The sequence below is a fragment of the Pseudomonas sp. NKUCC02_KPG genome, assembly GCF_019345465.1.
Taxonomy (GTDB): domain Bacteria; phylum Pseudomonadota; class Gammaproteobacteria; order Pseudomonadales; family Pseudomonadaceae; genus Aquipseudomonas.
Genome location: NZ_JAHKRC010000006.1, coordinates 32,124 through 45,019, shown reverse-complemented (window position 1 = coordinate 45,019; position 12,896 = coordinate 32,124). Strand labels below are relative to the sequence as shown.

Here is a 12,896-nt window from a genome sequence, read left to right as displayed (position 1 = left end):
GTGTTACTTCGTGGCCTGCCCCGCAATAGCCACACGGCTGTGACATTCAGCAACTGGCACCTGATTTTCCGGTCATCGAATATTTCCGCATTGTTCGGGACAACGGACCAGGACGCGAAAGCGATACCCAAGTCACGGTGTTCGACTCTGCAGGCTTTGCCCTTGAAGATTTTTCTTCGCTTCGTTATTTACATGACCAGGCCCGCAAGTATGCCCTCGGTGAAGAAATCCACCTGGTACCTTCCCCGAATAACATCAAGAATCGGCCTGGACGACCTGGGTAATGCGCCCCGCATCTTCAAGCGGCTCTCGAAAAACAGTGTTCCTCTCACCAGCCTGGCCTTCACCACATTCCTGATGCTGGTGGGCGTACTGCTGCTGTTCATCATCCCTGCAGTCATGACCGACTTTACAATCGTGTCGACGGTGTCGGCCATCCTGGCGTCCTATATTGCTTATCGCAAAACACGGCCCGACCTGCATGCGCAATCCCGCTACAAGATGCCAGGAGGCCTGCCCGTGGCTTGGTTGTCCCTGGCATTCCTGACATTTGTGCTGTGCCTGCCTGCCTGCCCTGCGACCTGACACCCGCCTAGCCCTGCATTGAAGTGGGTCACGACCCGCTCGTACAGGTATCAGCTTTCACCGCTGGTCATAAAAGAAGAACCCGGCCTGAGCGTGAAGGTCAGACACGTTATGGCAAGCAGCGCGCCAAGCGCTGCCAAGAATCAGCCATCCACAGTGGAGGTGTTGTCATGAGTGCCCTGACGATTGAAGGCTGGTACAAAAACAGTCCCGGCGAAAGTCCCATCCCCGTCGGCGAGATCCATTTCTACGTCGACGGTCCCCTCCATCGACGCATGGAACAAGCAGAGGAACGCCTGCAGAAAACCCAGGAGCCTGAAGTCATGGTCGACGTCGACATGAGCACACTGGATCTGACCCTGCCTCAAGGCTATGGCCCGTTGTCGGACTGCCAGATGCGCGTCTATTTGCACCTTGACCGTGGTCAGTTCCATTTGGTCGGGCATCAATCGAGCGACGGTAGCCTGATCTACACCAATGCGGTCCTGATTGACCAACTGCTCTAGGCGTCACTGCCTGCTCCAGAGATGCTCCGGCCCACTTGCCGCCAACAGGCGGTAAAGTGGCCAGATCATCCCGCCTTGCTCTGCCTTCACACCACCCGACAGCCCCTCCTGACCTACTGCCATAAATGAGCTGGGGAACTACTGGGCCAGAGCCGGTCCAAACAGGCTCAAGTCATTGATTATGCAGATCTCAGGGGTCAGGTGATGAACAAGCAGGATGAAGGATGAGCACCAGGACAACCCACGGCTGGATGTGGGCATACAGCAAGATTCGCGGTCTGCAATGTTCCCGATTGTCATCGGCCTACAGGGCCTCCCTCTACGTGATGCGCGGTGATACGGGAACGTTTCACAGCGATCTGAGCTGGCAAAAAAACCGCATCCGGCGCTGACCGGACAGCCACTACCCTCACCCCACAGACCTGCACGTTGCCCTGCGACGGGCTTGCTTGCGCCATCGCAACCTTTACAAAATCGTTTCCACCCGCCAAACAATACATGGACAGGAGCGCGCCCGAGTCCAATGATGGACCGCTGCATCCGGATACAGACCTCTAATAAAAACAATCGAGTGTCGTGAGCCGCCATGAACATCCTTTACGATGAACGCGTCGATGGCATCCTGCCCGACGTCGATTTAGCCCTGCTGCTGCACACCTTGCAGGCACGTTTGCCGGACCTTGAAGTCCTGCATCAGCGTGAAGAACTCAAGCCCTACGAGTGCGACGGACTGTCCGCCTACCGCACCACGCCCCTGCTGGTGGTACTGCCTCGTCACCTCGACGAGGTGCAGGGCGTATTGCAGATCTGCCACGAATTACGTGTCCCGGTCGTCGCACGCGGGGCCGGCACCGGTTTGTCCGGGGGCGCACTGCCGCTGGAAAAAGGCGTGCTGCTGGTGATGGCCCGTTTCAACAAGATCCTGCACATCGACGCTGCGGCCCGCACTGCACGGGTGCAGCCGGGTGTACGCAACCTGGCGATTTCCCAGGCGGCAGCACCGTTTGGCCTGTACTACGCCCCCGATCCCTCCTCACAAATCGCCTGTTCAATCGGCGGCAACGTCGCGGAAAACGCCGGTGGCGTGCATTGTCTCAAGTACGGTTTGACCGTACACAACCTGCTCAAGGTCGACATTCTTACCGTAGAAGGTGACCCCCTGACCCTGGGTTCGGACGCGCTCGACTCCCCAGGCTTCGACCTGCTGGCGCTGTTTACCGGCTCCGAAGGCATGCTCGGCGTCATCACCGAGGTCACGGTCAAACTGCTGCCCAAGCCCCAGACCGCCAAAGTACTGCTGGCAGCATTCGATTCGGTGGAGAAAGCGGGTCGGGCCGTGGGCGACATCATTGGTGCAGGTATCATCCCCGGCGGCCTGGAGATGATGGACAACCTGGCCATCCGCGCCGCCGAAGACTTCATCCAGGCAGGCTACCCCGTCGACGCCGAAGCCATTTTGCTGTGCGAACTCGATGGCGTTGAAGCCGATGTACATGACGACTGCAACCGCGTACGCCTTGTGCTGGAGCAGGCCGGTGCCACCGAAGTGCGCCAGGCAAAAGACGAAGCGGAACGGGTGCGTTTCTGGGCCGGGCGCAAAAACGCCTTCCCGGCCGTGGGTCGCCTCTCACCCGATTACTACTGCATGGACGGCACCATCCCGCGCCGTGAGCTGCCGGGCGTGCTGCAAGCCATTGCCGCGTTGTCGGTCGAGTACGACCTGCGGGTAGCCAACGTGTTTCACGCCGGTGACGGCAATATGCACCCGTTGATTTTGTTCGATGCCAATCAGCCGGGGGAGCTCGATCGCGCCGAAGCCCTGGGTGGCAAGATCCTTGAATTGTGCGTGAAGGTCGGCGGCAGCATTACTGGCGAGCACGGTGTGGGTCGCGAAAAAATCAATCAGATGTGCGCGCAGTTCAACAGTGATGAGCTGACCCTGTTCCGCGCGGTCAAGGCGGCCTTCGATCCCGGTGGCCTGCTCAACCCCGGAAAAAATATTCCGACCCTGCATCGCTGCGCCGAGTTTGGCGCCATGCATGTTCATATGGGGCAGTTGCCTTTCCCTGAACTGGAGCGTTTCTGATGCGCAGTGAACACGACAGGGATGACAGTCACCGCCTGCTGGAACAGGTCGAGCAGGCTCTCCAATACGCGACCCCGCTCCGTATTCAGGGCTCCAACAGCAAGATGTTCCTGGGTCGCCCGGTAGCGGGCGAAGTGCTCGACACAAGATCCCACCGGGGCATCGTCAGCTATGACCCGACCGAGCTGGTGATCACGGCCCGCTGTGGCACCCCCCTGTCGGAGTTGGCCCACGTTCTGGATCAATCCCGACAAATGCTGCCCTGCGAGCCCCCCGCCTTCGGTGACGCCACGGTAGGCGGCATGATTGCCAGCGGGTTATCGGGCCCCCGCAGGCCCTGGTCGGGTTCGGTCAGGGACTACGTACTCGGTACACGGGTCATCACCGGGCACGGTAAACACTTGCGCTTTGGTGGCGAAGTGATGAAAAACGTCGCCGGCTACGACCTGTCGCGCTTGATGGCTGGCAGCTACGGCACCCTGGGGGTTGTGACCGAAGTGTCGCTCAAGGTACTGCCCAAACCGCGACAATGCCTGAGTATCAGCCTGGAACTGGATGCTGCTGGCGCCCTGCTGCGCCTAGCGCAGTGGGGCCAGCAACCGCTGCCGATCAGTGCGGCATGCCATGACGGCCAGCGCCTGCACGTGAGGCTTGAAGGGGGTGAAGGCTCGGTGGCGGCGGCCCATGAACGGCTGGGGGGCGAATGGCTGGACGCTTCGTACTGGACCGATCTCAACGAACACCAACTGAGTTTCTTCGATGAAACCCAGCCCCTCTGGCGACTGTCCTTGCCCAACAACACCCCGAATCTGGTCCTGCCCGGCAGTCAACTGATCGATTGGGGCGGCGCACAACGCTGGCTCAAGTCCGATGCCGATCCAACGCTCATTCGCCATGCAGTGACAGCAGTCGGCGGGCATGCGACCTGCTACCGGCACGGCCTTGTCGACAGCCCGTTCCAGCCCCTGCCCGCTGTACTGATGCGCTACCACCGCACGCTGAAACAACAACTCGATCCACGGGGCATCTTCAACCCCGGTCGCCTGTACGCGGAGTGTTGAACCATGCAGACCACCCTGAGCGAAAAAGCCCGCCAGCTGCCCCGTGCCCTGGAGGCCGAAAGCATCCTGCGCAGTTGTGTGCACTGTGGTTTCTGTAACGCCACCTGCCCGACCTACCAGTTGCTCGGCGATGAACTGGACGGGCCGAGGGGACGTATTTACCTGATCAAGCAAGTGCTCGAAGGCCACCAGGCGACCGAAAAGACCCAGCAGCATCTGGACCGCTGCCTGTCGTGCCGCAATTGTGAAACCACCTGCCCTTCCGGCGTCGATTACCACAACCTGCTGGATATCGGCCGGGCCGTGGTCGACGCTCAAGTGCCACGGCCGCTTGGCCAGCGCTTGTTGCGTGAAGGCCTGCGCAGTGTTGTCCCGAGTACGGACCTGTTCAGAAAGCTGGTCAGCAGCGGTCAGGTCCTGCGCCCCTGGCTGCCTGCCCCCCTGCAAGCTAAGGTGCCCCGCCATGTGCCCGCTGCAAAACCCCGACCGACCAGTCGCCATGCCCGACACGTGCTGATGCTCGAAGGCTGCGTGCAACCCAGCCTGTCACCCAACACCAACGCTGCCGCCGCCAGGGTCCTGGACAGGCTGGGGATCAGTGTCATGCCCGCCCGGGAAGCCGGTTGCTGCGGAGCCGTGGACTATCATCTGGACGCCCAGTCGGCGGGGCTGGATCGCGCTCGCCGCAACATCGATGCATGGTGGCCCGGCATTGAAGACGGTGCCGAGGCCATTGTGCAAACCGCCAGCGGTTGTGGCGCTTTTATCAAGGACTATGGCCACCTGCTCAGCCGCGATCCGGCTTATGCCCGCAAGGCGGCCAGGGTCAGCGCACTGGCCAGGGACCTGGTTGAAGTACTGCGCGGCGAGCCTCTGGAACAGCTCGGCATCCACAGCGATCAACGTCTGGCGTTCCACTGCCCTTGCACCTTGCAGCACGCGCAGAAGCTGACCGGCGCGGTTGAAACCCTTCTGACCGGCCTTGGATTCAACCTGACGGCGGTTCCCGACAGCCACCTGTGCTGCGGCTCGGCGGGCACTTATTCGCTGACCCAGCCTGAACTGTCCCGGCAACTGCGCGACAACAAACTCAATGCCCTGGAAAGCGGACACCCCGACATTATTGTGACGGCCAATATCGGTTGTCAGTCCCATCTCGACAGTGCAGGCAGAACCCCGGTCCGTCACTGGATCGAACTGCTCGAAGCCGCACTGCCCCAACCAGGAGAGCCTCCATGCAAACCAAAGCCGTACTGAGCCAAAAAGAAGTCAGCAAAATCCTTGCCGTGGCCCGTAGCGAAGCTCAGAACAACAATTGGGCCGTCACCATCGCCATTGTCGACGACGGCGGTCATCCGCTGGCCCTTGAGCGCCTCGACGGCTGTGCGCCCATAAGCGCCTACATTGCCACCGAAAAAGCCCGAACCTCGGCGCTGGGTCGGCGCGAGTCAAAGGGGTATGAGGAAATGGTCAACGGCGGACGCCACGCCTTCCTGTCAGCACCTCTGCTGACCTCCCTGGAAGGTGGCGTGCCGATCATCGTCGATGGACACGTGATAGGTGCCGTCGGTGTGTCCGGGGTCAAGGCCGAACATGATGCGCAAGTGGCCAGGGCCGGCGCGCAATGCCTGAAGTGACCCGGCCTCGACTCAGCGATCACCCAAACAAACAGCGCCTCTGTGGGAGCGGGCTTGCTCGCTATGGCATCACCGCGATGTGCCTGGCAGACCGCAGCACCCGCATCGCAGGCAAGTCAGCTGCCACAGATAGTATTGCCCGGCTTTGCACTCACCACTGGCGTTTGTCCGGGCGTTCCAGGCCAAGCTTTTCTATCCGGTAGCGCAACATGTCCCGGCTCAGCCCCAGCAGACGGGCCGACTTGGTGACGTTCCAGTCGGTCTTGTCCAGCATCTTGCGCACCATGTCCCGCTCTACTTCGGGCAGGTTCATCGACTCCATACCGTTGTACACCGGGCGTGGTTCCTGATGCTGCACCTCGTGTTGCATCGGCGGCTCATCCACCAGGCTCAGGCACACGTTCAGTTGATTCGCAGCAATGGTGTCGCTCTGGGCCAGCAACACCGTTTGCTCAAGCATGTTGCGCAGTTCACGCACATTGCCCGGCCAGCTGTAACTGAGCAGCAGTTCTTCGGCCTGGTGGCTGAAATGCAGCAGCGGCTTGCCGTAGCGCTTGCCGTGACTGGCGAGGAAGTGCCGCGCCAGCAACAGAATGTCCTGACCTCGGCTGTACAGTCGCGGCACCTTGATGGAAATGATGCGCAGCCGAAAGAACAGGTCGCGACGGAATTTACCCTGTTGGACCATCTGTTCCAGGTTGCAATTGGTGGCGCTGATCACCCGCAGGTCGACCTTGCGCTCCTTGACCGAGCCCACACGGCGGATGGTCCGGTCTTCCAGCAACTTGAGCAGCTTGGCTTGCAGCAGCAGGTCCATTTCGCCTACTTCGTCGAGAAAAAGCGTACCGCCATCGGCCGCTTCTACCAGCCCCACTCGACGGTCCTTTGCATCGGTAAAGGCACCTTTCTCATGACCAAACAGCTCGGACTCCACCAGGTTGGACGGAATCGACGCACAGTTGAATTCAATGAACGGGCCTTTGCTGCGCGGCCCGTCGAAATGCAGCGCCCGCGCCACCAACTCCTTGCCTGTGCCCGTCTCACCTTCCACCAGTACCGGCGGCAGGTCGGTGTTGGCCATGCGGCGCTCGGCGTCGAGTAACTGGGTAATGGTGCCCTTGAGATACTGCATGGGCGCCGACTCGCCGATCAACGCCTGGACCCCGGATTTTTGCGCCTCGCGGTCCTGGTAAAACGACAGAGTGCGCTCCATGCGGTCCGTCGCCATGGCCTTGTCCAACAACAGCTTGAGCTCGGCCAGGGCCACTGGCTTGGTCACGTAATGGAAGGCGCCCTCCTTCATCGCAATGACCGCATCCTCGACGTTACCGTAACCGGTCATCATGATCACTTTCACATCCGGCGCGCTGTCGCGCAGCTTCTGGATCAGGTCATGTCCACTCATGCCCGGCAGCGAGTTGTCGGTCAACACCACGTCCGGGGTGAAGGCCGTCATTTTTTCCAGCGCCTCTTCAGCCGAATGGCAGATCGTCACTTCGAAGTTTTTACGCTCCAGATAAGTCTGAATATTCTCGGCTAAAAGCTCGTCATCCTCGACCAGCAGAATGCTGTGTTCCATATTCTTCTCCCGTTGCCACTTTAAAGTTGAGTCGCACGCGGGTTCCTTCCTGCTCTCGGCTGGTCAGTTCGACCGAACCTTCAAAGCGCTCCATGATTCTTTTAACCAACGCCAGGCCGACACCCAGGCCGCCTTGCTTGGTGGTAAAAAACGGTTTGAAAACCATCTGTTGCTGCTGCGGGCTCATGCCTTTACCCGTATCGCTCAAGGTCATGCTCAATTGCCCCGGCTGCGAGGATTCGATGTCGATCGTCAGCACGCCGCCCTTGGGCATGGCCTCCAGAGCATTGGCAAACAGGCTGTTGAGGATTTGCGTGAGCAGCACTTGTTGACTGACTACCGGCTCGAACGCCGGAGCGTTGAACCGCACTTCGACATTCGAACTGCGGATCAGGGGTTCGAAAGCGCTCAAGGTGTCTTCGAGCGCCAGCACCAGATCCACAGCCTCGGACTCTTCCGTGGCCGGGCGCAAAGACACCAGCAGCTCACGGACCCAGCGCGACATGCGGTCGACCTGATTGATGATATCCCCGATGTTTTTCTGTGCGCTCTGGCTGGCAAGGCCCTGGGACAGTTCGGCGCTTGAGCGGATGTTTGCCAGCGGGTTGCGAAGGCTGTGGGCCACGGCCGAAGACATGGCCCCCAGGGCGACAAACGTTTCGTTGGCGATCAGCTGCTTTTGCTGGCTTTCGAGCAACCGGGCGGCGCGGCGCACAATCCAGAACAGCGCCAGGTAGATCACCAGCCCGCCCAGAATCGTCGCCAGCCAGATGCTTTTGAAACCGCGCTGAATGCGCGCGACCAGATCCGTAGGTTCCTTATAGATCTCAACCATGGCGATAACGTGACTTTTGTCGGCGTTGAACATCGGGATGTAGTTCTCGACGAACAGGTAATCGGGTTCGTGCAGCAGCCGTTGTTCAGGACGCTCATCGTCAATCTGGTGATAGCTGGTGGATACCGCTTCCTTCATTTCGAAGGACTGATCCAGCTCATCGTCATTTTCGATACGCACGCCCACCAGTTCAGGGTTGGTTGACCACACCACCGTACGATCAAGGGCATAAACCGTGGCCAAAAGCAGATCCGGCAAGTGCTCCACATGGTCAAGAAACTCGATGCGCGCAGTGGCCCGCGTCTCGGGCGGAACATCCGGATAGGCGTTGTCCTGGCGCGGGTCGAGCATTTCACCCATGGTACGGCCAGGCGTAATCGAGGCATGGCGGATTTCTGCCGCGCCAATGGCCTGGATAAATTGCGCGGTCAGGATCGAGTCCCGTTCAATACTCTCTTCGACCAAAAAACGCGTGGAGATATGTCCCAGCCCCAGTGCGACGGCGGCGATGATCAGAAAGCTGCCCAGCGAAAACCAGCGCAGGAGGTTGAACTGCCCACGTTTTAACAGTTGCTCATTGGGATCGGCTTCTATTTTTTCGGGTAACTGCATGGGTGTTCCCCGGTTGCTGTTCTGAGCCTTTGCATTCGAGTTCAGAGTCAGTGTAGGCGCCCATTTTCAAGACGGGCGATACAATGATGCTATTTTGCCTCTACGGCGCTTGTGCAGCCAGAGACTGCTGTCGATCCGTCTCTTCCTGCAGGAAGCCAATAATGGCCTGTGCCGCGCTTTCATCCAGCCGCAGGTTGGGCATCGGGATCTTGCCGTAACGCTCGAACAGTTCCAGCGCCACGGGGTCCTTCTGCGCCAGCATGCGGTCCGGCTCGCGAATCCAGCGACTCAGCCAGACCGGGTCGCGCTGTCGTGTCACACCGATCAGGTCAGGCCCGATACTGCGCATGCCGATACCTTGCCCGTCCTGCATGCCCAGGCTGTGGCACGAGGCACAACGTGTACGAAACAGCTCTTCACCGTTGCTTGGGGGACGAATTTCAGGGGCATCGACATAGCTTTCTTCGGAGCTGGGCTGCTTCCAGTTTTGCAGGGTATTGGCCAACTGATCGGCCAGAATCCACGGATTTTCAAAGGGCGAAGCCTTCATCCAGCGACCGGTTTGCTGATTGCCCACGATCAGGCTGAGGTTGTGATCCTTGGTCCGGCCATTGTCCACACCGTCAATGAACAACCCGAGCTTGTGCCGCAGTTCGGTGACCGCGTCGAACTCGCCGGTGAGAAACTGCCAGCCTGGCCCTACCTTGAAGCGTTGCGCGTATGCCTTGAGCACCTGGGGGGTATCGCTCAATGGATCGATACTGATGGAGTAGAAGAAAATATCCTGGCCTACCCGATCACCCAGCAATTTTTGCACCTGGCGCAGGCGCGCCGTTTCAAGCGGACAGGAGTCACTGCACGAGGTGAAGATAAAATTGATCACCACCACCTTGCCCTTGATCATGTCATCAAAAAAACGCACCTGCCGACCGTCCTGGTCGGTCAGCAGGGTGTTGGGGAAGTAGTCTTCGCCCCAGGGCGTTACCTGTTCGCTGACCGCTGCCGGCTCGGCTTCGTGGCCCACACACACCTGGGTCCCCAGCAGGCAGGTGACCAGCAACACCAGGTGCATGCGCAGTGCGCGGCAGAGGGCTGCGTCGGCTCCTCCAAGGCTCATTTGGTCACCTGCACTTGAGGGCCCACGCCATCGCCTTTGCGGAAAGTAGGCAATGCCGCCGAGTTCACATAGCGCACCCCGTCCCAGCTCGGCAACGGCGTTGGCATCAACTGGAATTGCCCCGGTTTCTCGATGTCCCAGCGCAGCAGCATGGAGTTGTCCTCATGCTGGGTGTTGTGGCAATGCTCCATGTAGGTGCCGGCAAATTCGCGGAAGTTGATCGCCATCTCGACGCTGTCCAGGCCGTCCTTTTCCGAGCCGATGCGGTACACGTCCTTGCGGGCCCATTTTTCCCATTCAGGTGGCGCCTTGCCGCCCCGGCTGAGAATGATCCCCTCCTCGAAGTGCACATGCACCGGATGGCTCCAGCCCTTGCCGCCAGCCTTGATGTTCCACACCTCAAGCGTGCCGAACCCGGTAGTGCCTGCATCGGTGGGGCCACTGGCCAACTGGGTGGCTGCATTGAGCCGCCGTGGGTCCATGTGGTAGCCGAAGCCGCCATCGGTTTTGACCGTCCAGGGCGCTTCGTCGGTGCCGTCAGAGCGGCCGAAGATGAACGTCCGGTGGCGGGCCTTGGCCAGCAGGGCCTTGTCTGCCGCATTGTCGCGGTGCAGCTTGAGCGGGATCATGACCAGGCCTTCTGCCTTGCCCGGCTTCGCCGGTTCATAGGCGGCGGGGTCCATGGCCAAATCCTGGCCGGTGTAAGCCTTGACGTTGAACTGCAACACCTTGCCCACCGCCGGATCCCCCTTGTCCCACTGCGGGCCTTTGCTCGACTGCTTGATCACCGCCAGGTATTTTTCGGAGAGCACATCGCCCAGTGCTACAGGTTCTTTGGGGCCCTTGCCATCGTCATGCACCAGCAGATTGACCAGGAACAGCTTGTCCCCTGGCTTGATACCGTTTTTTGAAAAATTGACGATGATGTCAAAGCGTTCGGCAATGCCCTGGGTCGGCAGGATTGCGTTGTGATTTTGCTTGTCGCCGTCCGCATCCAGATCCATTGAGCCGTCAAAAGGAACGCTGTGCTCCATGATGTTGCCGTCGTTGGCGATCATGTGAAACGGCACGCGGGCATAAGAGACACCAGAGCCTTTTGGCCCCTGGAACTCGCCGCTGGTGCCTTTGATTTCACGCACCATGGCCAGTTTGAAGTAGCGCGACACCGAACCATTGAGGATCCGGAAGCGGTAGCTGCGGGCACGCACGTCGAGCGTCGGCTTCCACTGCCAGTTCACCAGCATCTGGTCGCCGATGAAACCATCGGTGTTGAACGGGTTGAACCACAGCTGACCATTGGCGTCCCAGGCCTTGTCGGCGAGTACCAGGTTGACGTCGTAGTCACGGTTGCCCCACGCCAGCGCGCTGCCACTGGGCAAACGCAGGTTGACGCCGTCGTTCACCGCTTCGTTGCCACGGTCCAGGGCGCTGTAGTAGTTCATCATGGCCGCGTTGCCCTTGTAGACATTCTGCGCGGTGAAATCGAGCATGTGGTCGTGGAACCAATGGGTGCTCATGGTCTCGCGCCAGTCGCCACGGATCTTGATCGTGCCATTTTCGCAGGTCTTGAGACTGGGCTTGATATCGTTGGTCCACAGGGTTTCACCGGGCGAACACGGGAACGCGGCCCGCGGATCATGGGCATCGGTGTTGATGCTGTCGTAGCCGGCCAGCTGGATCGGCCAGCGATAGTCGTAATATTGACCGGGGAAGAAGAACGCGTTGGCATAGCCGTCGCTTTCCGCTGGCGCGTGCCCGTTGTGTTCGTGGGTGCTGATGGTATGCAGGCCAAAGCCCATGTTGGCCGACGGGTCGATCGGCAAGCCGTTGTAGTGCCGCATCAGCACCGGCTGACCGTAGCGCACCATCAACAGCTTCGGTGGCAAGGTGCCGTCGAAGGTCCACACCGAGTTGTGGTTCTGCACCGGCATGCTCGGGTGAAAGCGTGCATCAACGCCTTTGGCTGTGCCATCGGTGGCCGGTACGCCCGCCACGTTGTGGTACAGGCCGCCGGGGCCGAACTCGCCCAGCGCATAGCCGTGCATCTGCCGACTGTCCCGCAGGCCGCCGTTGACACGCGCCCCGGTCTGCACTGTCTTGTAGGCCAGTTGCGGGTAAAACTCGTTCCAGCGCTGATGGGACCAGCCCTTTCCTGGCGGACGCCCTTCTGCAGACGAACCTATGCGCCGGTTGAGAAAGAACTCGATCTGCGCCTGCCACGGATTGCGATCCACGACATTGGAAAACTGGCTTGGAAACGGGGTCAGCCCCGGTTGGCGCAGGAAGGCGTCGAGGGCCGCACCGGGTGGCGCACTGCGTGCCACGCTGGCGGGATCCTGTTGCGGCAGCGGGCCAATCGCCGCGGGCGGAAATCCCAGGGGCGCTGCCGGTGTCGTGGGGTCCAGTTTTTCCGGACCGAACTCTTCGAACAGTACCAACTGCTGGGTAAACGGCTGGGCCCCGAACAACGGGCTGGGTTTGCCGTTGGTGGGGTAATTGAAGCTGGTCTGCTGCGCGGGCGGCAAGGCGTTCTCCTGACGCTCGGTTGCGCGGGTGCCCTTGACCCCATTGGGCAGGTCGAAGGAGTCCTGGTTGGCTTCCGGCATGGTCAGGATGGCGTTCAACGCTGCCTGCTCATCCGCCGGTTCATCTACAAAAGCGGATGGGTCTGACGGTTCGGGCTGTCGCTCGTCGTCAATGGGGCTGGCATGCAGAGGCGTGATGCCCATGATCATGGTCAGTAGAACGCTCAGCGGAGCAAGCACACCGAGCCACTTGGAAGGGAATCGCGATTTTATGTCCATCACCAGCCGCCTCGAAGTCATAAAGGGGGTAATGGGGACGGTGCAAGGAGTCGGCCAATTTTAAACAATTACTT

At 60.1% G+C, this 12,896-nt stretch carries 10 protein-coding genes and 2 pseudogenes; 8 read left to right on the top strand and 4 right to left on the bottom strand.

Annotated features, from left to right (window positions below; all coding sequences use genetic code 11):
* Positions 1-41: 41 nt before the first annotated feature.
* The 8 genes and pseudogenes from KO536_RS09725 to KO536_RS09690 form a co-directional block, all read left to right on the top strand.
* Positions 42-284 (top strand): annotated as a pseudogene (locus KO536_RS09725) (ornithine cyclodeaminase); the annotation flags it as partial.
* Positions 265-601 (top strand): annotated as a pseudogene (locus KO536_RS09720) (amino acid transporter); the annotation flags it as partial. The pseudogenes KO536_RS09725 and KO536_RS09720, both read left to right, overlap by 20 nt.
* Before the next feature lie 154 nt (positions 602-755).
* Positions 756-1,091 carry a hypothetical protein gene (locus tag KO536_RS09715; protein WP_219261761.1) on the top strand — a complete coding sequence of 112 codons (336 nt, stop codon included), beginning with the start codon at positions 756-758 and terminating at the stop codon, positions 1,089-1,091.
* A 224-nt stretch (positions 1,092-1,315) separates the two neighbouring features.
* Complete coding sequence (locus KO536_RS09710) at positions 1,316-1,483, top strand: hypothetical protein (protein WP_219261760.1); 168 nt, start codon at positions 1,316-1,318, stop codon at positions 1,481-1,483.
* A gap of 194 nt (positions 1,484-1,677) precedes the next feature.
* Positions 1,678-3,177: a glycolate oxidase subunit GlcD gene (gene glcD, locus KO536_RS09705; RefSeq protein WP_219261759.1), complete on the top strand. Its 1,500-nt coding sequence runs from the start codon at positions 1,678-1,680 to the stop codon at positions 3,175-3,177.
* Entirely contained in the window at positions 3,177-4,238 is a 1,062-nt protein-coding gene (gene glcE, locus KO536_RS09700; RefSeq protein WP_219261758.1) for a glycolate oxidase subunit GlcE, read from the top strand. Before glcD ends, glcE begins: the two co-directional genes overlap by 1 nt.
* A gap of 3 nt (positions 4,239-4,241) precedes the next feature.
* The gene (glcF, locus tag KO536_RS09695) at positions 4,242-5,495 is read left to right on the top strand and encodes a glycolate oxidase subunit GlcF (RefSeq protein ID WP_219261757.1); all 1,254 of its coding nucleotides are present in this window, start codon (positions 4,242-4,244) and stop codon (positions 5,493-5,495) included.
* Complete coding sequence (locus KO536_RS09690; RefSeq protein WP_219261756.1) at positions 5,474-5,875, top strand: heme-binding protein; 402 nt, start codon at positions 5,474-5,476, stop codon at positions 5,873-5,875. Before glcF ends, KO536_RS09690 begins: the two co-directional genes overlap by 22 nt.
* Before the next feature lie 151 nt (positions 5,876-6,026).
* Here KO536_RS09690 and KO536_RS09685 read toward each other — a convergent pair whose 3' ends face one another.
* The 4 genes from KO536_RS09685 to KO536_RS09670 form a co-directional block, all read right to left on the bottom strand.
* Positions 6,027-7,454, bottom strand: coding sequence for a sigma-54 dependent transcriptional regulator (locus KO536_RS09685; protein ID WP_219261755.1), 1,428 nt, complete (start codon positions 7,452-7,454; stop codon positions 6,027-6,029).
* Entirely contained in the window at positions 7,423-8,901 is a 1,479-nt protein-coding gene (locus KO536_RS09680; RefSeq protein ID WP_219261754.1) for an ATP-binding protein, read from the bottom strand. Before KO536_RS09680 ends, KO536_RS09685 begins: the two co-directional genes overlap by 32 nt.
* A gap of 100 nt (positions 8,902-9,001) precedes the next feature.
* Positions 9,002-10,018 (bottom strand): SCO family protein, encoded by a 1,017-nt coding sequence (locus KO536_RS09675; protein WP_219261753.1) that lies wholly within the window; start codon positions 10,016-10,018, stop codon positions 9,002-9,004.
* Positions 10,015-12,822: a multicopper oxidase domain-containing protein gene (locus KO536_RS09670; RefSeq protein WP_219261752.1), complete on the bottom strand. Its 2,808-nt coding sequence runs from the start codon at positions 12,820-12,822 to the stop codon at positions 10,015-10,017. Before KO536_RS09670 ends, KO536_RS09675 begins: the two co-directional genes overlap by 4 nt.
* Positions 12,823-12,896: the final 74 nt, after the last annotated feature.